The following is a 26,638-nucleotide window of genomic DNA, read 5'->3' as shown; positions in this document are numbered from 1 at the left end:
GTAAATTTAACGTAAAGAACGTTTAATTCCATTTATCCTGTTCAACTGGCAGATCAATCGTGAAGGTGGTCCCCTTTCCAACCTGACTCGTTGCCTGGATTTCTCCATGATGCACTTCTACTATATGCTTAACAATGGCAAGTCCCAGCCCGGTCCCGCCGGAGTTCCTGCTTCTTGCCTTATCCACTCTGTAAAACCGTTCAAAAATACGGGATATCTCCTCTTTTTCCATCCCAATTCCATTATCAATGACATGAATCAGCATTCTGTCACCGCGCCTTACCGTTTTGACTTTTATTTCGCCTTCATTGTAAGAATACGTAATCGCATTGTTTAGAAGGTTAATAAACACCTGCTTCAGCCGGTCAAAATCTCCCTCGATGACAGACTTCGGATCGAGCTCCAGTACAATGTGCATCTTTTTCTCTGCCGCACGCTGACCGATGACCATTTTTACCTCTTCAAGCAGATCTGACAGATTCACCTCAGATAGCGATAGCTTAAAGCCCTGCTGTTCGACCTTAGATAAGTCAAGCAGGTCCTGAATGAGCATTTGCAGACGATCACTTTCTTTCAGAATGATTGTCAGAAATGAATCAAGGGCGTCACGGTCATTCATTGCACCGTCGAGTAAGGTTTCAGTGAACCCTTTTATGGAGGTAATTGGTGTTTTAACCTCATGCGATACGTTTGCTACAAAGTCTTTTCTCATCTGCTCGAGCTTTTTAAGCTCAGAGATATCATGGAATACGAGCACAATGCCCTGCCACGCACTTCTTTCACCGATAATCGGAGCCCCGTAGATTTCGAGATGTCTTTTCGGGATCGTACTTTCGGTATAGACCTGTTTTCTGACGCGCTGCTCAGTCATGAAAACCTCTTCTGCGATTTCCCTGACACGCGGATCATGAAACACATCTTTATAACGCTCATTTAAAATTTCCTTCAAATCCATCTGAAAGAAGGATAAAAACGGACGGTTTACAAGCACAATATACCCCTGCTTATCAATCATGATGAGTCCGCTTCCCATATTTTCAATCAGAGTTTGAAGCCGGTCCTGCTGGACGGCCTGATCGTTGACCATCTCCTGAAGATTGCGTGCAAGAACGTTAATCGCGTTGCTCAGCATGCCCGTCTCATCAACACGGTCTTCAAAAGTCCTTGCTTTATAATTTCCTTTAGCGAGTTCAATCGCCACTTTGGTTGCTGATTCAATCGGCTTCGTATACTGACTTGTAATTCTGGCACCAAGGAAAATGATGATGAGCATTGCGATTCCAAGCGTAATGGAAAGGATGATCCAAATTTGTCTGTATACATCCCCAAGTTCATTAAAAGAGGTTGCCATGATCACATAGCCGCTCTCTCCTGCCGTCTCAACTGCCCCTGCATAATAAAAGGTCTGGTCATTCTGAGGATACTGAACAATTCCCTCCTCTTGATCAGGGAACGTTTGACTGATCTCCTCCAGGATCGTTTCATGATTCACCGTTTCCGATACCCCCATACCAGAATCGTAAATGATCACGCCCTCCTGATCTAAAATAGAGATCCTGGTATCCAGCACATCACTCAACTGATTAAAATCTGATAAATTCAGTTCTTCAAATGACGACTGCCGTTCCGTCTGGTCAATGACAATATCAACCTCACGCTCAAGCCTTGAATGCAAAGCGTTTAAATAATAGGATTTTACGAGCTCACCGATTAGAATGCCAAGGCCGATCAGCACAAGAAAAATGAGTGTGATAAGCGCAAAGAGAAGCCGTCCACGAAAGGATGAAATCTTCACGCTTCTTTTGGTTTCTCCATTTTATAGCCAAGGCCGCGAATCGTTTTGATGTAAACAGGCTTCTTTGTGTTTTCTTCAATTTTCTCGCGCAAATGACTGATATGAACATCTACAATCCGGGTATCACCGGCAAAATCATAATTCCATACAGCCTGAAGCAGTTGGTCCCTTGTCAGGACGCGACCCTTATTTTCGATCAGATAAACCAGCAATTCAAATTCCTTTGGCGTTAATTCAATCGGTTCATCCCTGAAAAACGCTTCGTACTGATCAGGATACACTTTTACCTCACCAATCGAATGTGATGGTTCTTCAGGTTCCGGCTGCTTTACTTCAGCATGTTTCGTTCTTCTTAAAATGGCTTTAACACGAGCAACCACTTCACGTGGACTGAAAGGCTTTGTCATATAATCATCTGCACCAAGCTCCAGGCCCAGCACCTTATCAAACTCATCATCCTTCGCTGTCAACATGATGATTGGAATATCCACATGCTCCTGACGCAGCTTTTTGCAGACCTCGATTCCATCCATCTTTGGCAGCATCAGGTCAAGAACGATCAGATCCGGCTTTCCTTCAAGCGCCTGATTGAATCCTTCCTCACCATCGAGAGCGGTCAGCACCTCATACCCGGACTGCTCCAGGTTATATTTTAGAAGTGTTACGATTGATTGTTCATCGTCTACTACAAGGACTCTTTTACTCATGTTAAACCTCCAGGAACTTAATTAACCCCTATATTTCGATCCATTCACCCAACTTTATTATAGTATAAACTGTTTCGGGACGCGATAAGGAATCTTTCAAGCTGCAAATTCAGTATTTATCGTCATTAAAAAAACTGTACCAACACTTTGATTCGTGTTGATACAGTCATGGCTGCCGGAATGAACCTGCACTTCATATCAAAATCTTATCCTAAAAGTTATCCAGCGCTGAGCCCTCGAAGCGTTCGAGTTTATGTGGCGGGCAGACGATCACGGTACCCTTCAATACAACATCTCCGCTTTCGTCAACTGCCTGTACCGCGATTTCAACTTCGTAATTCGGGCGGTCAATGGATTTAACTTCAAATGTATAGTCTATCGTTGCATAATGATAAAGCGGTTTTGGGAAACGCAGATTCTGTTCTTTCACATGCGATCCCGGACCAGGCATATATTTTGAAACCGCAGAAGTAACAAAACCGGTGAGCATGATAGATGGAACGATCGGTTTTTTGTATGGCGTCTGCGAAGCATAATCATGCTGAATATATAAAGGATTAGAATCGTTGGTTAATCCAAGAAACAGGAGAAGGTCCTTATCCTCTATTTTTTCTGTTAATGTCAGTTTCTCACCAATCGACATATCTTCTATTTGTCTGCCGAGCTTTCTCTTTTTACCAAGAAGCATCTATAACTCCCCCTCTTGACTGTTGTTGATTTATTGTACCATTTTTCAGAAAATTTATCTCCGGTTAAAAGAAACCGCTTACAATTCATTTAAAACGGTGCCGGTGACATCCTTCGATTTTCCGCGTTGAGTCGGCTGTCGCTTCCTTTCCGCAGTCTTTGGATGTCACCGGCACTTTAAGTATAATGATCAGCTTAAGCTTATAACTCCTATTCGTTACCGGATAATGCACTCATCACATTACGAACGGAGTCGGCTGATTTTTGAAGCTGGGATTTTTCATCGTCTGTCAGTTCAAGCTCGATGATTTTTTCAATACCGTTTCCTCCAAGCACGGTCGGGACACCAAGGTAAATGCCTTCGAAGCCGTATTCACCCTCAAGGTAGGCAACGGATGGCAGAACACGCTTCTGGTCCTTTAAAATCGCTTCTGCCATCTCCATCAGCGCTGCTGCCGGAGCGTAATAGGCGGAGCCGTTCCCCAGAAGGGCAACAATCTCACCGCCGCCTTTTCTCGTGCGTTCAATGATTGCATCGAGACGGTCCTTCGGAATCAGTGTTTCCAGCGGTACGCCTCCTGCATTTGAATAGCGGGTGAGCGGCACCATGTCATCACCATGACCACCGAGAACAAACCCCTGAATATCTTTAACAGAAAGATTCAATTCTTCTGCCACAAATGTATTGAAACGTGCGGTATCCAAAACGCCTGATTGTCCGATAACACGTTCCTTTGGAAAACCTGATTCTTTAAAAACGGTATAGGTCATGGCATCCACCGGATTAGATAGAACGAGAATCATTGTTTCAGGTGAATGTTTCACGATTTCAGCTGTTACTGACTTCATGATTTTTTCATTTGTCTGAACGAGATCATCGCGGCTCATACCCGGTTTACGCGGAAGACCGGCTGTAATAATGACAAGGTCGGAGTTTGCAGTATCTGCATAATCCGATGTTCCTTTAATATGTGCGTCATAGCCAAAAACAGGACCTGCTTCAAGCATATCAAGTGCTTTGCCTTTTGTAGGCCCTTCGTTTTGAGGAATATCAACCAGAACGATATCTCCAAGTTCTTTTTGTGCAAGGAATAATGCTGTTGTTGCTCCCGTAAAACCGGCACCTACTACTGAGATTTTTTTACGTGTAAAGCCCATCAAAAACTCCTCCTTGAACCTGCTCTGGATTTTTTTATGTACGAGAATGAGCCGTACAGGACGGCTCATTCAGGTGTCTTACATATTTTCGATCAAAGCTGTTCCGAACTCAGAACATTTAACTTCTGTTGCGCCATCCATCAGACGGGCAAAGTCATAAGTAACAACTTTAGATGCAATTGTTTTTTCCATTGCTGAAGTGACAAGATTAGCCGCTTCACTCCATCCTAGGTGCTCAAGTAAAAGCACGCCTGAAAGGATAACAGATGAAGGGTTTACTTTATCAAGACCTGCATATTTTGGAGCTGTTCCGTGTGTTGCTTCGAAAATAGCGTGTCCAGTGTCATAGTTAATGTTTGCTCCAGGAGCAATTCCGATTCCACCAACCTGTGCAGCAAGTGCATCAGAAATATAGTCACCGTTTAGGTTCATTGTTGCAACAACATCGAACTCTGCAGGACGTGTAAGGATCTGTTGAAGGAAGATATCCGCAATGGAATCCTTGATGATGATTTTTCCGGCAGCTTCAGCATCGCTTTGTGCTTTGTTAGCAGCGTCTGTACCCTGCTCGTCTTTAATCTTGTCATACTGGTTCCATGTGAAAACTTTATCCCCGAATTCACGCTCTGCAAGGTCGTAACCCCACTTTTTGAACGCTCCTTCTGTAAACTTCATGATGTTACCTTTATGAACAAGAGTGACAGACTTACGGTTTTCAGTCAGTGCATAGTTGATTGCTGAACGCACAAGACGCTCAGTACCTTCCTTAGATACCGGCTTCACACCAATACCTGCAGTTTCAGGGAAGCGGATGTTTGTTGCACCCATTTCATCCTGAAGGAAGTTGATCAGCTTTTTCACTTCATCAGAGCCTTCTGCAAACTCGATCCCGGCGTAGATATCCTCTGTGTTTTCACGGAAGATGACCATATCAGTATCTTCCGGGCGCTTTACAGGTGAAGGAACGCCTTCAAAGTAACGCACAGGACGAAGACATGTAAACAGGTCAAGCTGCTGACGAAGAGCCACGTTCAATGAACGGATTCCTCCGCCAATTGGTGTTGTAAGAGGACCTTTAATTGCAATGAAGTATTCATTGATTGCGTCAAGTGTTGCCTGTGGAAGCCATTCGCCTGTTTCGTTGAATGCTTTTTCTCCAGCCAGTACTTCTTTCCATACGATTTTCTTTTCGCCGTTATACGCTTTTTCAACTGCTGCATCTAAAACGCGTGAAGCAGATGCCCAGATATCTGGACCCGTTCCGTCACCTTCGATAAATGGTACGATCGGGTGGTTTGGTACGTTAAGATTTCCGTTCGTTACTGTGATTTTTTCACCTTGTGTCATGAATAATTCCCTCCAGATTTAACTTTGTCTCTGCAGAAAGAAAACAGCCTGAAACCGCACAGAGAAAATCCACCCGCTCTTTGCGGACGAAAACCTTACCGTTCTTTAAAGAACCGTTGTTTTTCGCTTTCGTGGATTTTCACTCAATTGTTTAATTAATGGCTTCATTTTTGTGTTCGCTGCATGTCATACCTTTTCATTACATCAATAAATTGATGATTTGTAAACGATCTTCAATCAGCCTCTTTTTTCAACCGGCACATATTCCTGCATGCCAGGGCCTGTATAATCTGCACGCGGGCGGATCAGACGGTTGTTTGAGTACTGCTCAAGAATATGCGCAAGCCAGCCCGATACACGGCTCACTGCAAAAATTGGCGTGAACAGATCATGGTCAATTCCTAAGCTGTGGTATACAGACGCTGAGTAAAAATCAACGTTAGGCGGCAGCTTCTTTTCAGAAGTGACGACTTCTTCAATTTTCACAGACATCTCGTACCACTTTGATTCACCGCGGAGTTCAGTCAATTTCTTCGACATTTCACGCAGGTGTTTCGCACGCGGATCTCCCTGGCGGTACACACGGTGTCCAAAGCCCATGATTTTCTCTTTATTTTCAAGCTTTTCGCGGATGACAGACTCTGCATTTTCAACTGAATCAATCTCAGTCAGCATTTTCATAACCTGCTCGTTGGCACCGCCGTGAAGAGGGCCTTTAAGTGCACCGATCGCTGCAGTAACGCCTGAGTATACGTCAGAAAGCGTTGCCACACATACGCGTGCAGTGAATGTAGATGCATTCAGTTCATGGTCAGCATGAAGAACAAGCGCTTTGTTCATCGCTTCCACTTCAATATCCTCAGGCAGTTCGCCATTCAGCATGTAAAGGAAGTTTGCAGCATAGCTTAGTTCTTCCTTCGGAGCTACCGGCTCTTTACCCTGACGGATCCGTGCAAAAGCAGTGACGATCGAGGAAATCTTCGCCTGAAGACGAATTGCTTTCCGATAGTTAGCGCCTTCCTCCATCACATCTGCCTCTTCATCATAAAGACCAAGGGCAGAAACAGCCGTACGTACTGCCGCCATCGGGTGTACGCTATTTACTGGCATGGCTTTAAGCTGAGCAATCACTTCCTCAGGTAAAGACATATTTTCAGCAAGCTGCTGCTTTAATTCCTTTAACTCGTCTTCTTTTGGCAGTCGAAGATGCCACAGTAAGTAAATAACCTCTTCAAAGCTTGCGTTGTCTGTGAGGTCATCAATGTTATAGCCGACATATGTAAGCGTGTCATCGATAATTGAACTAATGGATGAGGTTGTCGCAACGACACCTTCTAATCCCCGGGTTGCTGTCATCAAAATCTCTCCTTTTTCGTATAATTAATTTCTGCTCCGGGCTGAATAAGCACGATACAGAAGAGTTTACGCACATTCCTGCGCATCAGGTGCGCCGAGCGGCTGCTCAGTTCCGTGACAGGAAAAAACTTATTTCAACATATTGTCACAAAGGATGCGCTTACATAACACATTATAATCAATAATCTGAACTTTGTGAATGAAAACGCATTAATTTACTGGTATTAATTTTACTCTGACTGAAAAATTTGTGGAATGAACCTGCCCGTGCAGTCTTCATTCCACCGTATTTCACCATTTTCCCAGCCACTCAAACACCTTCATCGCACTGTACGCGATCCCCGCTCCAATCAGCGGCCCAACAGCGATTCCACGAAACAATGCAACGGCAAGGATCGTTCCGAATACGAGTGCCACGGTAATATGCGGATCATCCCTCAGAAGGGTGATTCCTCCTTTTGCGATCAGCGCAACGGCAATTCCTGAGGCAAGCGCAACCCATGCATATGGAGATTTCACAGCATCCGTTAACTCCTTAAAGCCAATCGCACCACTGGCAATCGGGGCAAGAACCGCGATCGTAATAATGGTGACACCCCAGTTGATTCCCTTCGACTGAATAAGTCCAAATATCTTTTCATCCAGACCGGCTATTTTTAGAATAACCAAAACGAGCACTGCAATAATCAAAGAATTATTTTTAGCGAAAAATCCGATACCGAGCAGTAACAGTAAAAAGATGAGTGCCTGATCGATCATTCGACCACCTCTTTTCATAATTTATTTTGACCATCATATCATGAGAAAAACGTTGATCAGGTGAGGCTATGACTTTCTTCAATATTAAAAGATTACTGGCTGTGTTGCTGGCTGCATTATTTACCCTTACCCTTCTTTACATGCTGGTTAAATGGCTGACTCCATTGTTTTTCGGAATCGTGCTTTCATTTCTTTTATATCCTGCATCTAAACGCATTAATCATTATACAGGAATACCATTTTCTCTTTGTATTCTTCTGAGTATCATTTCGTTTGTCACGTTTACAGGAACGATCATTTTCTTTATCTGCTACTTTTTAATCAATGAGACACAGTCACTGATTACAAACCTGCCAGAGCGTATATACGACCTTCACATCAGACTATATTCTGGAGACTTCCCTTTTTCTGAACAGCTCTCCGGCTGGTTCAGACTTTTACCGGTAGAAGCAAGAGATTACATAAAACATAAAAGTTTCCCGATGATTGAGCAGCTGTCCATTCAGGCTGGTTCCTTTGTGCTAAACGAAGGGTCTGTACTGGCTGTTTCGCTCCCTTCTTTAGCGTTCACATGTATTGTCATGTTCTTTACGGCTTACTTTCTGACAAACGATCCTGCTCTCTTTATTCGATTTTTGTCCGGAGCTAACCAAAAAAAGATCATCCAAATGTTTAACACAACCGCTCATCAGCTTTACCGTGAAACAGCCGGATATGTCGGTGCACAGCTGATACTGTCGCTTGTTACATTTATGCTCTGCCTGATTGGATTTATCATTTTACATGTTGAGCATCCACTGCTTCTCGCTTTCATTGCCGCATTATCAGATCTCATTCCGATAGCGGGATCCCTGCTCTTATTTGCTCCTGTTATCATTTATTGCCTGCTGACTGGACAAGCCGGCATGGCAGCAGGGGCCATGGCAGTCTATATGATCATTTTTATTGTCAAACAGCTGATCGAACCGAAGATCATTGGTCAGCGGCTTGGCATCCACCCTTTTGCCGCCTTTCTTATCCTTTACCTGTCTGTCAAAGCAGGGGGCTGGCAGGGGGTGCTCTGGGCACCGGGATTATTGATTGCTGCAGCCGTTTCGATCAAAACGGGCATTTTTCCAAAGATCATTGATTACATAAAAAAAGAGGGTAAAACAACCTGATTCAGTTGTTCTCCCTCTTTTATCTACCGGTGAATAATCATACTGCCATTACTCATTTTTCTTTTAATCCATTTATAAATCAGCGGTTTAAACCATTTTCTTGTAGCTGGAATCAGTAATAAAAAACCGATTGCATCTGTTATGAAACCCGGTGTTAAGAGCACAACCCCTCCGACTAATATACAAAGACCGTCGATGATCGCATCTCCCGGAGGCCCTGTAAAAGGCTGAGTCTGTACTTTCCGTAATGCCTGCATCCCTTGAGACTTCGCTAAATAAGCACCCACAAGACCCGTCGAAATGATTAACAGCACGGTAGGCATGACACCAATCCAGTTACCAGCCGTAATCAGCAGGGCAATTTCAAGTGCAGGAACTATAATGATTAGTAAAACAAGCCATTTCATTCAGCATTGCACCCTTCTATTAAGGTTAAGACAATTGTATCATAACCTGACTGGACACTGAAAAAATCTGTTCCAAATGCTACACGATCAAAGGTCTCACTTTTGTGAAGTGTTGACATTTAAAATATATTATTTCATCGTGGTGGTCATTTAACGCTTAAATTTATCATTTAAAATGGTTCACCATAACAAGTGCCAGGTCATTCCGTAGACTCCTACGGCAGAGGAGCGAAAGGTGAGACAGCGTAGTGCGAAGCACTAGCTGGCTCACCGCGCGGCCGTGGAAAGCGAAGGAATGACCTGGCACGATTTTTAAAAATTATATAAACAAAAAAAGTGAGACAGATTGAACTGTCCCACCTTCGTTATTAGAAATTACAGTACGCTTGCGTGTCCGTTATAAACGACGCCGCGTTCTGCATCAACCGTTACTTCCTGGCCATCTGTAAACTGTGAAAGTGCATTGTCTACACCAACGATTACAGGCAGCCCAAGATTCAAGCCCACAACTGCTGCATGGCTTGTTAATCCGCCTTCTTCAACGATCAGTGCAGAACACTTTTCAAGAGCAGGCATCATTTCTTTATCCGTACCAATCGTAACCAGTACAGATCCTTCTGTTACTTTATCAAGTGCTTCTTTAGCGTTTGAAGCCGTTACAACGCGGCCAAAGCCCGATCTGCGGCCAATTCCCTGACCTTTTGCCAGCACATCTCCGACAATGTGGATTTTCATCAGATTTGTTGTACCTGATTCACCAACTGGAACACCTGCCGTGATGACAACAAGATCACCATGTTTAACACAGCCGCTGTTTAAGCTTTCAGAAACAGCCATATCAAGCATTTCGTCTGTTGTAGACGTCTGACGTCCCAATTGAGGGTATACGCCCCATACAAGAGCCATACGGCGTGATACTGCTGCATCAGATGTTACAGCAACGATTGCAGCCTCTGGACGGTACTTGGAAATCATTTTAGCTGTATGTCCGCTTTCTGTCGGTGCAATGATGGCATTCACATCAAGGTTTAGTGCTGTGTGAGCAACAGCCTGTCCGATTGCATCCGTCATGTTGCGGTCAAAGCGTTTGCTGCGCTTTGAAAGAATTGCTTTATAATCAAGTGCTTCTTCTGCACGTGAAGCAATGTTGTTCATAGTCTGAACTGATTCTACAGGATAATCTCCTGCTGCTGTTTCACCTGAAAGCATGATTGCGTCTGTACCATCGAAAATCGCATTTGCCACGTCAGATGCTTCAGCACGTGTCGGGCGCGGGTTACGCTGCATGGAATCAAGCATTTGAGTTGCTGTAATAACCGGCTTTCCAACTGCGTTACATTTACGGATCAGCTGCTTTTGAACAAGAGGAACCTCTTCTGCAGGGATCTCAACGCCAAGGTCACCACGTGCAACCATTAATCCGTCAGAAACTTCAAGGATTTCGTCGATGTTATCGACACCTTCCTGGTTTTCAATCTTAGGAATGATGTTGATGCTTGCTGCGTTATTCTTTTCAAGAAGCTCGCGGATCTCAAGTACGTCAGACGCTCTGCGGACAAATGAAGCAGCGATAAAGTCAACGCCCTGCTCAACGCCAAACAGAATGTCATTGGCATCCTTTTCAGTGATACCCGGAAGGTTGACTGAAACGCCTGGTACGTTTACACCTTTTTTGTTCTTCAGCACGCCTGTATTAAGAATTTTTGTCTTAATCTCACCAGCTGCCGCGTCGACAGATAGTACTTCAAGTCCAATTAAACCATCGTCAAGAAGAATTTTTGATCCTGTCGTTACATCATTGACAAGATCGCTGTAAGTGATGGAGAACTTCTCTGTTGTTCCTACAACTTCCTTCATAGATACGATGATTTCGTTACCTGCCACAAGCTCAATCGCACCATTTTCCATTGTGTTTGTACGGATTTCCGGCCCTTTTGTATCAAGCAGGATTCCAACATTTTTGCCTAGCTTTCCAGCTGCTTCGCGAATGTTCTTAATGCGTGCTCCGTGCTCTTCAAAATCTCCGTGAGAGAAATTTAAGCGGGCAACGTTCATTCCTGCTTCCATCAGCTGTGTCAGTTTTTCTACGCTTTCGCTTGCCGGTCCAATCGTACATACAATCTTCGTTTTTCTCATTAGTTTATACCCTCCTGAAGGATGTTTCGATTAAATTGATAATTCTTTAGATAAACGGTACAGATCCAAATCTGCCTTATGCTCCATTTTTAATGCTTCAATAATATCATAATCAACGAGTTCATTCCGCTGTATGCCAACCGCACGGCCACCCTTGCCTGCCATCAGCAGCTCAACTGCACGGGCACCAAGTCGGCTCGCAAGTACACGGTCTGCGGCTGTTGGAGAACCTCCGCGTTGCATATGTCCAAGTACGGATACACGCGTATCAATAGATGTTTTATCTTTCAACAGATTAGCAAAATCGCCACCGGACATAACGCCTTCAGCTACGATGATAATACTGTGCTTTTTACCACGTGCATGACCTTTACGAATACGGTCCGCAATCTTTTCCATATCGTAAGGATCTTCAGGAATCAAAATCGTTTCCGCTCCGCCTGAAAGACCTGCCCAAAGAGCGATGTCGCCTGCGTTGCGCCCCATTACTTCAATGATGAACGTTCTCTCATGGGATGTTGCTGTATCACGGATTTTGTCAATTGCATCAATAACCGTGTTAAGAGCTGTGTCAAATCCGATCGTGAAGTCAGTACCAGGAATATCATTATCGATTGTTCCCGGAACACCAACACATGGATAGCCGTGCTCGGTCAGTGCTTTTGCACCCATATAAGAGCCGTCTCCACCGATCACAACAAGGCCTTCAATGCCAAATTTCTTCAGCTGTTCAATCCCTTTTTTCTGACCTTCTGGTGTTTTAAACTCTTCGCAACGTGCTGAATACAGCTTCGTTCCACCTCTGTGAATGATATCACCTACAGAACCAAGTTCAAGCTTTTCGATATTTCCTGAAATCAGGCCCTGATAGCCCTGATAAATGCCGTATACTTCAAGACCATGGTAGATGGCTTTACGAACGACTGCACGCACAGCCGGATTCATACCGGGTGCGTCTCCTCCGCTTGTTAACACGCCAATTTTTTTCATTATGGATGTTCCCACCTTTATTAAGTTTATATGTTAACTATTTCACAGAAAGAAATAGACATTCGATACTCGTTCATTCATAAAATCATCAGGTTGCATGTACAAGTAAAATTCATCTTCTTAAAAATAACATGAAGCATACGGCTTCTCAATCATTAGTACCAGTGGATAAGAAAAGACGAAATAATCATTCGAATGAAAACGCTTTACACGAATGTATTTGTCACAATATTGTCACACGTCAGGAAAAGAAAAACAATCCTGGTGTTCAGCAGTATGCTCCTGGGATAGGTCCGGGTACATTCTTGCTGCTGCAGGATTGTTTCTTCTGCTTTCTATCTATTACACATTTGAGTATTCGTTAAACTTCCCGATCTCCTGAAATTTCTCGTATCGGTGCATCACAAGTGTTTCTTCATCCATCTGTGTCAGTTCCTTTAAGGATTGATACAGCACTGCATCGATATATTCCGCCTGTGATTTGACGTCTTTATGAGCCCCGCCCTTCACTTCAGGAATGATTTCGTCTATGATACCCATTTCTTTCAGGTCAGGTGCTGTAATCTTCATTGATTCTGCCGCCTGCTTTGCAAGGGATGAATCCTTCCAGAGAATAGAGGCCGCTCCTTCAGGTGAAATCACTGAATAAGTGGAGTTTTCAAGCATGTGGACGTGATTACCGATTCCAAGTGCCAGTGCACCGCCGCTTCCACCTTCACCAATGACGATACAGACAACCGGTACGGTCAATCCTGCCATTTCGAATAGGTTTCTTGCGATCGCTTCACTCTGACCACGCTCTTCAGCCGCTTTTCCAGGGTAAGCACCTTTCGTGTCAATAAAGCAGATGATCGGGCGTCCGAACTTTTCAGCCTGCTTCATCAGACGAAGTGCTTTCCGGTAACCTTCAGGGTGCGGCATACCGAAGTTACGAAGTATATTTTCTTTTGTGTCTTTACCACGCTGGTGTCCGATTACGGTTACAGGCTTTCCTTTATAGTAAGCAATTCCGCCTACAATCGCCCGGTCATCACCATATAAACGGTCTCCATGCATTTCCATAAACTGATCGAACAGAACCTCTATGTAATCGAGAGTTGATGGACGCTCCGGATGACGTGCAATTTGAACACGGTCCCATGGCTTGATGGATGAATAAATATCTTCCTCCAACTTCGCCAGGCGTTCTTCAAGACGCTCAATTTCTGAGGATAAATCAACGTCTGAGTCTGCTGTGAATGCTTTCAGTTCATTGATCTTTTCCTTCAGCTGTACCAGCGGCTTTTCAAATTCAAGTTCATTCACCACGCTCCAGCCCCCCGTTCATGCAGTGATAAAATCGTTGTCAGCTGCGGTTTCATATCGTTTCTCGGGATCACACGATCAAGCTGTCCATGCTCGAGCAGAAATTCAGACGTCTGGAAATCATCCGGCAGCTTTTCACGTACTGTCTGCTCGATCACTCGTCTTCCGGCAAAGCCGATCAGTGCGCCCGGTTCAGCAAAGTTGTAATCTCCAAGTGAAGCAAAACTTGCCGACACGCCACCCGTTGTTGGATGCGTCATAACAGAGATAATCAATCCGCCGGCATCACTGAATTTTTTAAGCGCCGTACTCGTTTTTGCCATCTGCATCAGGGACAAAACGCCTTCCTGCATTCTGGCTCCGCCACTTGCGGTAAAAATGATAAATGGAACCTGCTGCTGTTCTGCCAGTTTGACAGCTGCGGCAATTTTTTCGCCTACTACAGAACCCATACTTCCCATACGGAAGTTTGAATCCATGATGGTCAGTACTGCCTTATGGCCTTCAATTGTGCAGGAACCTGTCACAACCGCTTCATTTAATCCCGTCTTCACACGGTCTTTTTCAACCTTTTCCTCATAATCAGGAAACGAAAGTGGATTTCCGGAAGTCAATTCACGATTGATTTCTTTAAATGAACCTTCGTCTGCCAGACTGCCAATGCGCTCCTGGGCGTTCATCGGATGATGGTAGCCGCAACCCGGACATACTTTAAGGTTTTTATGAATCTCTTTTGTATAGACAATCTTTTTACATTTTGGACATTTCGTCAGAATTCCTTCCGGCACGTCGTTTTTGGCGTTTTCAGATGGAATTGTCGCATACTTTTTCTTTTTGGCAAAAATATCTTTCAGCAACGTAGCATCCTCCCCAATCTGGATTTAAAGGGCAGTCGGTTTTTTAACCAGGCTGCATAACAGGCTAAGCGCTTCTTCAGGCGTACCTGACGTTAGACAAGTTTGTAAGTATTTAAGATCTTCGGCTTTCAGCTTTTCAGAATCAACCTGAAGCTGATAAAAATCATTGAGCACCAGCCAGATTTTGAATGCAAGCTGATTGCCTGCTCCGTTGACCAGCTCAGCTTTAAGCTGGGAAGCATGCTGAATGAATCCTTGTTCATATTTTTGGAAAATCTGTTCGAATAAACGGCTTATTTTTTCATCGGAAAACTGATGAAGCGTATGAAGACTTTGCTCTTCAATCCACCTTTTCACCTCAGCGACATCTCCTTCGGCACGTCCACTTTGGAGAATGAACATGCCAAGGAGGTCTACCAGGTGATGATCACGAAAATCTCTCAGGAACGTCCCTTCTCCATGGCGGGTTTCAATGAGACCGAGCAGTTCGAGTGCCCGCAAGGCTTCTCTTACTGATGACCGGCCGACATTGAGACGGTCAGACAATTCCCGCTCTGAAGGAATTCTGTCCCCAGCCATCAACCGGTCATGCTGGATGATGCTCTTAAGCTGATGAACAACAGAGATAAATACTTTTTTTTGTGGTTTTGACTGGTTCAAGCTATTCTCACTCACTCTTTCCAATTAACGAAAGACGCGCCGTCTTTTCACGGATCTCTTCCGGGTCGACTTTGATCCGCGCAACACCCGTTTCCATCGCCGCTTTGGCTACACTTGCCGCTACAGCAGGTGCAACACGCGGATCAAACGGTGCAGGAATCACGTAATCCTCATTCAGCTGTTCTTCTGAAATTAGGGAAGCAATTGCTTCGACGGCTGCAATTTTCATTTTTTCATTAATATGTGTAGCACGCACATCTAATGCCCCGCGGAAAATCCCCGGGAAGGCGAGTACATTGTTTACCTGATTCGGAAAGTCAGAGCGGCCGGTACCGACTACACGTGCTCCCGCAGACTTGGCCAAGGCAGGCATGATTTCAGGGACAGGATTAGCCATCGCAAACAAAATGGCATCATCATTCATTTCTGACACCATTTCCTCTGTCAGTGCTCCTGCGACAGATACCCCGATAAAGACATCTGCACCTTTAATAACGTCACCAAGTGAACCGTCAAGCTTCTCACGGTTCGTAATTTTCGCCACATTATGTTTGACCTCATTCATTCCGTATGGGCGTCCTTCATAGATGGCACCTTTTGAGTCACACATGATAATATCTCGAACACCGTAACTGTATAAAAGTTTAATAATGGCAATACCCGCTGCACCTGCTCCGTTCATTACGACCTTGATCGAAGAAAAATCTCTTCCTGTAATTTTCAGTGCATTGACAAGACCGGCAACAGTCACAATCGCTGTTCCGTGCTGATCATCATGAAAAATCGGGATATTCGTTTCTTTTTTCAGGCGCTCCTCGATTTCAAAGCAGCGTGGTGCTGCAATATCCTCCAGGTTTACTCCCCCGAACGTAGGCTCCATCAATTTGACCGTTTCAACGATTTTATCAATCTCTGTCGTATTCAGGCAGATTGGAAATGCATCAACACCTGCAAAACTTTTAAATAAAACCGCTTTCCCCTCCATTACAGGAAGAGAAGCTTCAGGGCCAATGTTTCCAAGGCCAAGCACAGCTGTACCATCAGAAACAACGGCTACCATATTGCCCTTCATCGTATAATCGTAAACTGTTTCAGGCTTGTCATAAATTTCTTTGCAGGGCTCTGCTACCCCCGGTGAATAAGCCAGACTTAATTCTTCGGCATTCCGTACGAGTACTTTAGATTTTGATTCCAGTTTTCCCTGGTTAATTCTGTGCATATGCAGTGCTTCATCTCTTAAAGACAACGGTTTTCACTCCTAAATTTTGCTGTGCTAAATGGAATTGTGCTGAATGTAGATCATATAGAGACCAGCAGCAATGGCTTTAACAAAGAATAATAATGATGATAAAAACGATTAATCGTTTATCTGCCCTGTATTTTACAATTGGTCAGACCACATAAAACTCTATCTAACTATATCAAATATAGAGAACGTAATGCAATTCATTGAATGACAACATGGCGGCTGCCGAGTAACTTTTTAAACTCAGCTATACTTTCTTCGTCCGCGCTTATTCCATTTTTGCCATGAAGAATTGTTTTTTCCCCTGTTTCTTCTTCAAATATGACAGCTTTCTGATTTCCTTTATATCTTCTGCTGAGTGCAAGAATTTCAAGCTTGATCTGCTCACGGTCAGCACCGGCAGGAATTCGCAGAAAAACGGTCTTCTGCTCTGCGATCTCCTTAAACTGATCGGCAGGAAGTGCCTGCTGTAAAATCAGCTGCGGTTTGCCATCGCGATCTTCGACCTTTCCTTTCACTACGAGGAGCTGACCTTTTTGCAAAACTGCTGAATGTTTTCTGAACGTTTCTGGAAACGCAACTGAATCAATTTCTCCTGTCTCATCTCCGAGCGAAGCAAAGCACATATTTTCACCCTTTTTTGTACGGATGACTCTGACAGACGACACAAGGACACCGACCGTTACCATCTTTTGTCCGGCTTTCAATTCAGAAATGGCTGTTGCATTTATTTTCTTCAAGTCATCCTTATACGCTGAAAGAGGATGCGCTGATAAATAAATACCGAGTACTTCTTTTTCAAATGCGAGCTTTTCGATAGCAGGCATGGGAGACGCCTGGATATGCTTCGGCCGGATATCCAGATCCTCAAACAGGCTGTCTCCGTCAGACCGGATCAGCGAGGAGTGCTCAACCGCTACATCAATGGTAGCAAGTAAGACGGATCGATCCTTTTTAAATTCATCAAATGCACCTGACAGCACAAGCGACTCCAGAAATTTTCTGTTGATCCATTTAGCCGGCATTCTTGCACAAAAATCGAAGAGATCAATAAACGGTTTTTCCCTCCGAGTTTCAATGATTTCAGCGGCGGCCGCGGAACTGATTCCTTTAATCGCCGTCAGGCTGAATAAAATACTGTTACCGGTACACTTAAAATACCTCATGCTCTGGTTGACAGAAGGCTGCTGAATCGATATGGACAGACGTCTGGACTCACGGATATAGACAGCAAGTTTATCCTCGTTACCTGTCGAGGATGTCATCAGGGCTGCCATAAATTCAGCAGGATAATTGGCTTTCAGGTAAGCAAGATGATAAGCGATAATACTGTATGCCACTGCATGACTCCGGTTAAATCCGTAATCAGCGAACCGGACAATCAGATCATACAGCTCATGAGCCACTTCAGCTGTATAACCTTTTTTCACAGCCCCATTAACAAAACGGCTTCGTTCACGGTCAAGATCTTCTTTTTTCTTTTTGCTGACGGCCCTTCTGAGCATATCTGCCTGACCAAGAGAGAATCCTGCAAAAACAGCTGCAATCCGCATGATCTGTTCCTGATAAACGATAATGCCAAACGTAGGTTTTAAAATCGGGATCAAATCCTCGTGCAGGTAGACCGTCTTTTCCTGCCTGTACTTCCTCCGGATATATTGAGGAATAAACTCCATTGGCCCTGGACGATTCAGTGCATTAACTGCCACAAGATCTTCGAATTCTGTTGGCTTTAGTGCTGTCAGTACCTTCTGCATCGCCTCTGTTTCAAATTGAAAGACGCCGCTTGCCCAGCCTTTTCCAAGCAGTTCAAAGGTTTTTTGATCATCAAACGGAATACGATCAAGTGCGAAACCAGGCTTTGACTTTTTAACAGACTGAATGACACGTTCAAGAATGGTCAGGTTTCTAAGTCCAAGAAAGTCCATTTTCAGCAAACCGATTTCCTCTAATACCCCCATTGGCCATTGTGTCAGGTGGGCATAATCCGTTCCCTTTTGGAGCGGTACGATGTCAGCAAGTGGCAAACCGCTGATGATGACCCCGGCAGCGTGCGTAGACGTATGGCGCGGAAGCCCTTCGAGGTTTTTGGCGGTTTCAAACCACTTCCGGTACCGTTCAGACTGATTTACGAATCTCTGAAGCTGCTCCGATTCAGCAAATGCCTGTTCTAGCCTGATACCAAGTCTTGATGGGATTGACCTGGATATAACCTCCATCTCCCCCGTTGACATCCCGAACACCCTTGCTGTATCCCGGGCTGCTGCCTTTGCTGACAGCGTTCCAAACGTGACAATCTGCGCAACGTGTTTAATTCCGTATTTCTCTGCGGTGTACAGAATCACCTCATCCCGTCGATGGTCCGGAAAATCGATATCAATATCCGGCAGCGTCACCCGTTCAGGATTTAAAAATCTCTCAAATAATAAACCGTGTTCGATCGGATCAACATGAGTAATGTAAAGGGTGTATGCAACAAGTGAACCTGCAGCAGACCCCCGCCCGGGACCTGTTAAAATATCATTTTCCCTTGCAAACTTCATAAAGTCCCAGACGATCAGAAAGTAATCATTAAACCCCATCCGTTCAATCGTTTGAAGTTCATATTCCAGTCTTTTCAGGTAAATATCAGAAAAACCGGGCACTCTTTTTTCGAGGCCGGTTTTACATAAATGAGACAGTACTTCTCCAGATGGCACATCATCAGGCAATGGATAAACAGGTAAGTGTGAACCTTCCAAATCAATTTCAAAGTGACATCTTTCTGCTATTTTGAGCGTCTGCTCGAGCGCTTCAGGATAGTCCCCTAGTTCTCTGACTGCCTGATCTGCTGAACGTAATGTAAAATCTGAACGGATTGAAACGTCATCCAGCAGCAAACCGTCCCGCAGTGCAAACAGTGCTTCTAATGACGTGTTCTCTTGACCTGACAGACAGCGAGCTTCTGCTGCTGCGGCTAATGAGACCCCGGCCTTTTCAGCAATTTCCGCCATTTTCATTTTCGTTTCAGCTGAAGACTGGGCCTGGAGACTGAGGAAAAAGTTATCTGCACCAAATATCTCCTTGTACAAAGCAGCTTTTTCCATTGCCCGTTCCAGATCGCCAGCTTCAAGATCATGTTCAATTTCCCCTTGTTCCCCCGGTGTTAATGCGATCAGCCCCCGGTGGTAGGATTTGAGCCATTTTATCGGAAGTCCCTTTTCAGATGCAGTCTGAATGGCACTTGAGATTTTGATCAAATTCCGAAAACCCTGCTGATTTTCAGCAAGTAACACAAGAGGGAATGTTTGATCATCCTCTGTGTGGATATCTGCTGTCAATCCTGCAATCGGTTTAATCCCTTCTGCTTTACAAGCTTTATAAAAGGGAACCATGCCATACATTGCATTATGATCCGTCAGTGCGACTGAGGACATTTTTTGTTCCTTCACCCGTTCAATCAGATCTGGAATCCTGATTGTGCTGCTGAGAAGACTATATGAGCTTAATACTTGTAAATGAATAAACGACAACGTTCCTCACCTCTTTTTAGTTGCGGCAAAGTGATTCCAGTTTCTCAATAATCACATCAGCATCTGACCAGTCCGTAATGGATGCACCTGCTGCAAGCGGATGTCCACCGCCGTTATATTCCTTTGCCAGCTCGTTAACGATTGGCTCTTTCGAACGCAGGCGAACGCGAATCTCTTTTTCTTCCTCGATGAAAAACACCCAAGCTTTAATCCCTTTAACACTGCCTAACGTACTGACAAGTAAGGATGCTTCAGAAGGCAGCGCACCGAATTCCGACAGCTTTTCTTTTGTTAACTTTAAATAGGCAGCGCCATCCGGTGACATCTCAAAGTTTTGCAGCACATAACCCTGAAGCTTTAGAACGTGCGCGTCCATTTCGTAAAGAGCATTGTAAAGAGCTGTCCGGTCAAAATTGTATTTAATTAACTCTCCTGCATAATCAAATGTTTTCTGAGTCGCACTCGGGAAAAGAAAACGGCCGGTATCCCCTACAATTCCCCCATAAATCAGACGGGCAGCTTCATCACTCATTTTCAGTTCACCATCAGCTGATAAGTACAATTCGTATATCATTTCACTGGCCGAGCTCGCCGACGTATCAACCCACAGCAGGTCGCCGTATGGATCCTCATTCGGATGGTGATCAATTTTAATTACTTTTGCGCCTTTCAGATAACGCTGGTCATCAATTCGTTCTGTATTCGCCGTGTCACAGACGATGATAAGCGCCCCTTCAAACGTTTCATCCTGAATATCATCAAGCTCTGCCAGAAACTGAAGCGTCGGTTCAGGCTGTCCTGCAAGATAAACGTTTTTTTCCGGGAAAGTCGTACGGATCATGGCTGCAAGACCCGCCTGTGACCCGTATGCATCAGGGTCCGGACGGACGTGACGGTGTAAAATAATCGTTTCATATTCTTTAATCAAATGAATAATATCCTGTTTCATTGATATGCTCCTTTACATCCAACAGTGGAATTTATTGTTCACTCCCGCTACAATAAAAAGTAGTTTATTGATGGAGGAATTTGAATGCCTATTTTTGTTTTCCTGATTATTATGTCAGCTGTTGCCTATCTTTATTTTAAAACCAAACAGATCCGCACCCCTCGCCCCGTTGAAAAAATGTGGCATAAAAGCAGAGCTGGTATGGCTCTAGGGGTTGGAATGGGATTAGTCGGATTAAATACATTGTTTCTTTTTAATTTCGAACTGGCTTCTGATCTGATCTTTACTTACATTATTGCACTGTTATTTATGATTATCGGATTTACGAGTGCCGTAGCACGATTTAAAGCCTATAAACATTATACGCCTCTTTTAGCCCAGGAGGAAAAAGACTGGGCTGAGTTTGAGAAAAAGTAAAACCGGCTGAACGCCGGTTTTTTACTTTTCAAGAAGCTGACACATCATCATGGCTTTTCCTACAAGGTTTCCTTCACTGAAAACCTCCACGTCCACCTTCCCGAATTTGCGCCCAACATCGAGCAGTCTTGGTACAATTTCAATCATGCTCTCCATCTGTACCGGCTTAATAAAGTAAATTGTCATGTTTTCAACAACAAGATCACTGCGCTTATACTCTTTTAATAGCTGGTTAGCCGCTTCTGTTACAAGTGTCGTAAATACACCATATGAAATGGCGCCTAAATGATTCGTCATCTGAGGCGTGACCTGGAAGGTTTGTCTCTTTTGTTCATTCTTTTCAATCTTCACTTCTTTTAAAATCAAATCATCGATCGTTTCACCAATTTGAGGCTGCCGCTGAATCATCTGCATCGCCTTCAGTACATCCTGCCTGCTGATCACACCCTGAAGCTGATTGGTCTCATTAACAACCGGCAGCAGTTCAATTCCTTCCCAGATCATCACATGAGCAGCTGAAGCAACACTCGTCTTCATACTGACAGTCAATGGATGACGGGTCATCACTTTGTCAATCGGTTCATCCTTTTTACGTCCTAAAATATCTTTTGATGTCACCATGCCAAGTACTTTCATCGTATTCGGATCAACGACTGGAAACCGGCTGTGTTTTGTTTCGCCGTTAAGCTCTCCCCATTGCTTCACCGTTGACTTGGATGTCAGGTAATAGGATTTTTCTACAGGAATCAAAATGTCGCCGACAAGGACAATTTCCTTTTTTATCAGCTGATCATAGATCGCACGGTTGATCATGGCCGCAACGGTAAACGTATCATAGCTCGTTGAAATAACCGGAAGCTCAAGCTCATCTGCAAGCTTTTTAATGGATTCTTCCGCATCAAATCCCCCGGTGATGAGGACCGCCGCACCTGCATTCAGGGCATATTCATGCGCCTTCGTTCGGTTTCCGACAATCAGCAGGTTCCCGGCTTCCGTATAGCGCATCATCGCTTCAAGCTTCATGGCGCCGATTACGAATTTATTTAATGTTTTATGTAGTCCGGTTCTTCCCCCTACCACATGCCCATCTACAATATTCACGACTTCGGCATAAGTAAGGCGTTCAATATTTTCACGTTCTTTTTTTTCAATCCGGATTGTCCCGACTCGCTCAATCGTACTGACGAGCCCTTTGTTTTCAGCCTCTTTGATGGCCCGGTATGCTGTACCCTCGCTGACGGTCATATCTTTCGCAATCTGTCTGACGGATATTTTGTTCCCAACAGGAAGCGAATGAATATGAAGCAGGATTTGTTCATGTTTAGTTGCCACGGGCTTCGTCCTCTCTTTCCATACGGTCATTTGTTCGTCTTTTTATTATAACCGTTTAACGGAAGAAGGTTCAATGTGAATGTTAGAAATCGGGCCTGGGACATCCTGCGCTTTCCGTGGCCGGGCGGTGAACCCCTTGTGCTTCGCACAATGGTTTCACCTGTCCCTTTCCGCCACAGGAGTCTCCGGATGTCCCAGGCCCTATTTATCATAAAACAAAAAGATAATATTTCGAAAATTTGTAATTAGAAAACCGGTCAGGTCCCATAATCCCCTTAAAAAAAGACCCCCAGTGAATGGAGGTCTTGCGGTTATGAATTTTATAGTTCGATTGAGTCTCCTGCGTGCATGACTTTGCCTTGTCCTTCTTTGAGGGATGCGGCGAATTTGTCCGGGTCCTGCTTGATTGGCGGGAATGTGTTGAAGTGGATCGGGACGACTGTTTTGGCCTGGAGCAGTTCGGCTGCGTAGGCTGCATCTTCTGGCCCCATGGTGAAGTTATCGCCAATCGGCAGGAATGCCAGGTCAATCGGATGACGGTCACCGATCAGTTTCATGTCACTGAATAAAGCGGTGTCTCCTGCATGATAAACGGTTTTTCCTTCCGCCATCACGAGGACGCCTGCGGGCATACCGGTGTAGACGACGTTACCGTTTTCTTCTGTAAAGGATGATCCATGGAAGGCCTGCGTAAACTTAACCTTTCCAAAGTCGAATCCATAAGCACCGCCAATATGCATCGGGTGCGCTTTAACACCTTGTGATTCCATATAGTTTGCCAGTTCAAACGGTGCGATTACAAGGGCATCGTTTCTTTTTGCGATTTCAACTGTATCCCCGACGTGGTCGTTATGTCCGTGTGTCAGGATGATGAAGTCCGGCGTTTCATCTGATGCTGTGAGATCCGTGAGCTCATTCCCACTGATAAATGGATCAATTAAAATCTTTTTTCCGTTCGTTTCGATCTTTACAACTGAATGTCCATGATAGGATATGTGCACGTCTGATTCCTCCCGGATAAGTATTTTACACCTCTAAATAATACCCTATTCTGTTTTCAGAGAAACGTCTGAATGCGTTTACTTCTTTTTGGAATCGTGCTAATTTGTTTAATAGATAAACAGAAAGGAACGTGCAGCTTTGTATAAAAAAATCCAGGATTATTTAAAAGAACATAAAATCGGGGCCGCTTTTTTAACGTCCACTGAAAATGTCACCTATACGACAGGGTTTAGAAGCGATCCACACGAAAGGTGGCTGGCTTTCTATGTACCGGCTTCCAGTGAACCGGTTTTGGTATGCCCGGGCATGGAGACAGAAGATGCACGCAAAGCCGGGTGGGAAGGTCAGATAATCGGTTACAGTGATACGGAAAATCCTCTGATCATGCTGTATGAAAAAACAGGTGCACCTGAAAGTATCGCCATTGAAAAAAATCACCTGACTGTTGAAAGACTTGAGGCGATCCGGACTGTTTTTGGTAACTGCGAGATTCTCGATGCATCCAGCTTATTGAACGCTATGCGGGTGATCAAATCAGAGCAAGAAGTCAATCATTTAAAAGAAGCCGCAAAACTGGCTGACTTCGCCATTGAAACGGCTTGTCGTGAATTGGCTGAAGGAAAAACAGAGCTCGAAATTCTCGCGACCATTGAATTTGAGCTGAAGAAAAAAGGCATTACAGAAATGTCCTTTTCAACGATGGTATTAACGGGGGCAAATGCTTCATCCCCACACGGAACACCTGGACTGACGAAAATCCAGCAGGGTGATCTCGTTCTTTTTGATCTTGGAGTCGTTTATAAGGGCTACTGCTCAGATATCACCAGAACCGTTGCGTTCGGTGAGATCGGTGATAAACAAAAAGAAATTTACGATACTGTACTGAAAGCCGAAATGACGGCGCTTGAGATGGTCAAGCCCGGCGTACCGGTAAAAGAGCTTGATCTTGCAGCACGTAAAGTAATTGAAGAGGCAGGCTACGGAGATTATTTCCCGCACCGCCTCGGACACGGCATTGGTTTAAACGTGCATGAATATCCATCCATCACATCTGAAAACGATCTGGTGCTTGAAGAAGGCATGACTTTCACGATCGAGCCGGGCATCTATGTTCCCGGTGTAGCAGGCGTCCGGATTGAAGATGATGTTCTCGTAACAAAAGACGGATACGAAACACTGACCAAGTTCCCAAAAACTTTACAGGTCTACTAAACAAAACAGGCTGTCTTCATCGCGAAGGCAGCCTGTTTTCTTTATAGAAATCGAGATAAAAGTTAAGTGACATTCACCTTCCTAGGTAAAATGACACAACTCTGCGAAAGTCTAGCAAAATCCTGTGAAACAAAGGCAAAATCCCATGAACCTCACCGTTTATTTTGCGAAACAGACCACTTATTTTGCGAACCTTCCACAAAATCTTACGAACCGATGCGGACGAAGGAATGAAGGTGTTAAAGATATCATATAACCGTATTAGGGCAGGGGCGCATCCGCAGACTCCTATGGCGGAAAGGGAAAGGTGAAACCATTGTGCGAAGCACAAGGGGTTCACCGCCCGGCCGCGGAAAGCGGAGGATGAGTTCGGCCCGGCTTAAAATAAAAAACCGGCACCCACGCCAAAGCGCAGATCCCGGTCTGAAAAATCAAGGAGTCAGCAAATCACGAACATTCGCATACTCAAGGCCGTGCGCTTCCGCAACAGCATTATACGTAACAAAACCATCAAGGCAGTTAATCCCCATCATCAATGCTTCATTATCAAGACACGCCTGCTTATAGCCTTTATTCGCAATCTGGATACCAAACGGCACTGTCACGTTTGTCAGTGCGATCGTTGATGTACGTGGAACCGCTCCAGGCATGTTCGCTACTGCATAGTGCACAACGTCATGCTTCGTGTAAGTCGGATTATCATGTGTTGTGATTTTATCCGTCGTTTCAAAAATTCCGCCCTGGTCAATCGCAATATCTACGACAACCGCACCAGGCTTCATCGCTTTAATCATGTCTTCTGTTACTAATTTAGGTGCTTTAGCACCCGGAATTAATACAGCTCCGACCACAAGATCTGCTTGTGCGACACTTTCAGCAATGTTCAACGGATTTGACATAAGTGTTGTCACATCGTTTCCGAACATATCATCGAGCTGACGCAGTCTTTCAGGATTGAGGTCAAGAATGGTTACATCCGCGCCGAGACCAACTGCCATTTTAGCTGCGTTTGTGCCGGCAACGCCTCCGCCGATAACGGTAACTTTCCCGCGTGCAACGCCTGGAACGCCCGCAAGAAGAATTCCCATTCCACCATGAATTTTTTCAAGGAATTGAGCACCGATTTGAGTCGCCATTCTTCCGGCAACCTCACTCATAGGTGTTAACAACGGCAGAGAACCGTTAGGAAGCTGAACCGTTTCATACGCAATTGCCACAACTTTATTGTCAATTAATGCTTTTGTCAGTTCAGGTTCTGGAGCCAGATGTAAATATGTAAATAAAACTAAGCCTTCACGGAAATACCCGTATTCACTTGCAATCGGCTCTTTTACTTTCATCACCATGTCGCATGCCCATGCCTCAGATGCCGTTGAAGCAATTGAAGCACCTGCTGCCACATAGTCTTCATTCGTGAAGCCTGATCCAAGGCCAGCACCATCCTCAATCAGTACTTCATGACCCTGATTGACAAAATTGTAGACACCGGATGGAGTGATGGCAACCCGGTTTTCGTTGTTTTTAATTTCCATTGGAATACCAATACGCATGATTGTTCCTCCTTCATTTCTCTTTATTTAATTGTGCAAAAAGCCTGAAAGGATCAGGCTGTAAATATCCAGTTCCATTTTAACAAATCCCCTA

22 protein-coding genes are annotated in these 26,638 nt (G+C 44.5%); 3 read left to right on the top strand and 19 right to left on the bottom strand.

Annotated features, from left to right (window positions below; translation table 11 throughout):
- Window positions 1-22 precede the first annotated feature (22 nt).
- The 7 genes from pnpS to H7968_RS13500 form a co-directional block, all read right to left on the bottom strand.
- Window positions 23-1,789, bottom strand: a complete 1,767-nt coding sequence (pnpS, locus tag H7968_RS13530; RefSeq protein ID WP_227396819.1) for a two-component system histidine kinase PnpS — start codon at window positions 1,787-1,789, stop codon at window positions 23-25.
- A gap of 2 nt (window positions 1,790-1,791) precedes the next feature.
- Complete coding sequence (locus H7968_RS13525) at window positions 1,792-2,502, bottom strand: response regulator transcription factor (RefSeq protein WP_227396652.1); 711 nt, start codon at window positions 2,500-2,502, stop codon at window positions 1,792-1,794.
- A gap of 211 nt (window positions 2,503-2,713) precedes the next feature.
- Window positions 2,714-3,190: a MaoC/PaaZ C-terminal domain-containing protein gene (locus H7968_RS13520; protein ID WP_227396651.1), complete on the bottom strand. Its 477-nt coding sequence runs from the start codon at window positions 3,188-3,190 to the stop codon at window positions 2,714-2,716.
- Between the two features lie 209 nt (window positions 3,191-3,399).
- Complete coding sequence (gene mdh / locus H7968_RS13515; protein ID WP_227396650.1) at window positions 3,400-4,347, bottom strand: malate dehydrogenase; 948 nt, start codon at window positions 4,345-4,347, stop codon at window positions 3,400-3,402.
- A 78-nt stretch (window positions 4,348-4,425) separates the two neighbouring features.
- Window positions 4,426-5,694 (bottom strand): NADP-dependent isocitrate dehydrogenase, encoded by a 1,269-nt coding sequence (gene icd, locus H7968_RS13510; RefSeq protein WP_134376828.1) that lies wholly within the window; start codon window positions 5,692-5,694, stop codon window positions 4,426-4,428.
- A 237-nt stretch (window positions 5,695-5,931) separates the two neighbouring features.
- Window positions 5,932-7,050, bottom strand: a complete 1,119-nt coding sequence (gene citZ, locus H7968_RS13505) for a citrate synthase (protein ID WP_227396649.1) — start codon at window positions 7,048-7,050, stop codon at window positions 5,932-5,934.
- Between the two features lie 291 nt (window positions 7,051-7,341).
- Window positions 7,342-7,809 carry a DUF441 domain-containing protein gene (locus H7968_RS13500; protein WP_134376830.1) on the bottom strand — a complete coding sequence of 156 codons (468 nt, stop codon included), beginning with the start codon at window positions 7,807-7,809 and terminating at the stop codon, window positions 7,342-7,344.
- A 68-nt stretch (window positions 7,810-7,877) separates the two neighbouring features.
- On the opposite strand from H7968_RS13500, the gene H7968_RS13495 reads away from it, so the two are divergent.
- Window positions 7,878-8,969, top strand: a complete 1,092-nt coding sequence (locus H7968_RS13495) for an AI-2E family transporter (RefSeq protein ID WP_227396648.1) — start codon at window positions 7,878-7,880, stop codon at window positions 8,967-8,969.
- 23 nt (window positions 8,970-8,992) lie between these two features.
- Here H7968_RS13495 and H7968_RS13490 read toward each other — a convergent pair whose 3' ends face one another.
- The 9 genes from H7968_RS13490 to H7968_RS13450 all read right to left on the bottom strand — a co-directional run bounded on the left by H7968_RS13490 (window position 8,993) and on the right by H7968_RS13450 (window position 21,031).
- Window positions 8,993-9,376 carry an FxsA family protein gene (locus tag H7968_RS13490; RefSeq protein ID WP_227396647.1) on the bottom strand — a complete coding sequence of 128 codons (384 nt, stop codon included), beginning with the start codon at window positions 9,374-9,376 and terminating at the stop codon, window positions 8,993-8,995.
- 375 nt (window positions 9,377-9,751) lie between these two features.
- Window positions 9,752-11,512 carry a pyruvate kinase gene (gene pyk / locus H7968_RS13485; RefSeq protein WP_227396646.1) on the bottom strand — a complete coding sequence of 587 codons (1,761 nt, stop codon included), beginning with the start codon at window positions 11,510-11,512 and terminating at the stop codon, window positions 9,752-9,754.
- 30 nt (window positions 11,513-11,542) lie between these two features.
- A complete protein-coding gene (gene pfkA / locus H7968_RS13480) occupies window positions 11,543-12,502 on the bottom strand; it encodes a 6-phosphofructokinase (protein ID WP_134376834.1) in 960 nt (319 codons plus the stop codon).
- A 342-nt stretch (window positions 12,503-12,844) separates the two neighbouring features.
- Entirely contained in the window at window positions 12,845-13,810 is a 966-nt protein-coding gene (gene accA, locus H7968_RS13475; RefSeq protein WP_227396645.1) for an acetyl-CoA carboxylase carboxyl transferase subunit alpha, read from the bottom strand.
- Window positions 13,804-14,664: an acetyl-CoA carboxylase, carboxyltransferase subunit beta gene (accD, locus tag H7968_RS13470; RefSeq protein WP_227396644.1), complete on the bottom strand. Its 861-nt coding sequence runs from the start codon at window positions 14,662-14,664 to the stop codon at window positions 13,804-13,806. The genes accA and accD overlap by 7 nt, the downstream gene beginning before the upstream one ends.
- Before the next feature lie 24 nt (window positions 14,665-14,688).
- On the bottom strand, window positions 14,689-15,291 hold the full coding sequence (locus H7968_RS13465; RefSeq protein WP_406566417.1) for a FadR/GntR family transcriptional regulator: 603 nt from the start codon (window positions 15,289-15,291) through the stop codon (window positions 14,689-14,691).
- A 40-nt stretch (window positions 15,292-15,331) separates the two neighbouring features.
- The gene (locus H7968_RS13460; protein ID WP_227396642.1) at window positions 15,332-16,570 is read right to left on the bottom strand and encodes an NAD(P)-dependent malic enzyme; all 1,239 of its coding nucleotides are present in this window, start codon (window positions 16,568-16,570) and stop codon (window positions 15,332-15,334) included.
- A gap of 200 nt (window positions 16,571-16,770) precedes the next feature.
- A complete protein-coding gene (dnaE, locus tag H7968_RS13455) occupies window positions 16,771-20,082 on the bottom strand; it encodes a DNA polymerase III subunit alpha (RefSeq protein ID WP_227396641.1) in 3,312 nt (1,103 codons plus the stop codon).
- Window positions 20,083-20,098: 16 nt separating this feature from the next.
- A complete protein-coding gene (locus tag H7968_RS13450) occupies window positions 20,099-21,031 on the bottom strand; it encodes a DHH family phosphoesterase (protein WP_227396640.1) in 933 nt (310 codons plus the stop codon).
- An 84-nt stretch (window positions 21,032-21,115) separates the two neighbouring features.
- On the opposite strand from H7968_RS13450, the gene H7968_RS13445 reads away from it, so the two are divergent.
- Complete coding sequence (locus H7968_RS13445; RefSeq protein ID WP_227396639.1) at window positions 21,116-21,448, top strand: YtpI family protein; 333 nt, start codon at window positions 21,116-21,118, stop codon at window positions 21,446-21,448.
- A 21-nt stretch (window positions 21,449-21,469) separates the two neighbouring features.
- Here the strand turns inward: H7968_RS13445 and H7968_RS13440 are convergent, their stop codons facing one another.
- Window positions 21,470-22,780: a DRTGG domain-containing protein gene (locus H7968_RS13440; RefSeq protein WP_227396638.1), complete on the bottom strand. Its 1,311-nt coding sequence runs from the start codon at window positions 22,778-22,780 to the stop codon at window positions 21,470-21,472.
- A 320-nt stretch (window positions 22,781-23,100) separates the two neighbouring features.
- A complete protein-coding gene (locus tag H7968_RS13435; RefSeq protein WP_227396637.1) occupies window positions 23,101-23,781 on the bottom strand; it encodes a metal-dependent hydrolase in 681 nt (226 codons plus the stop codon).
- Window positions 23,782-23,920: 139 nt separating this feature from the next.
- Between H7968_RS13435 and H7968_RS13430 the strand changes: the two genes are divergently transcribed.
- Complete coding sequence (locus H7968_RS13430; RefSeq protein WP_227396636.1) at window positions 23,921-24,994, top strand: M24 family metallopeptidase; 1,074 nt, start codon at window positions 23,921-23,923, stop codon at window positions 24,992-24,994.
- 431 nt (window positions 24,995-25,425) lie between these two features.
- Here H7968_RS13430 and ald read toward each other — a convergent pair whose 3' ends face one another.
- On the bottom strand, window positions 25,426-26,544 hold the full coding sequence (ald, locus tag H7968_RS13425; RefSeq protein ID WP_227396635.1) for an alanine dehydrogenase: 1,119 nt from the start codon (window positions 26,542-26,544) through the stop codon (window positions 25,426-25,428).
- Window positions 26,545-26,638 lie beyond the last annotated feature (94 nt).

The sequence above is a fragment of the Jeotgalibacillus aurantiacus genome, assembly GCF_020595125.1.
Classification (GTDB): Bacteria; Bacillota; Bacilli; order Bacillales; family Jeotgalibacillaceae; genus Jeotgalibacillus; species Jeotgalibacillus aurantiacus.
The sequence above is the reverse complement of the archived record's forward strand: the minus strand, read 5'-3'. Positions and strand labels throughout refer to the sequence as shown.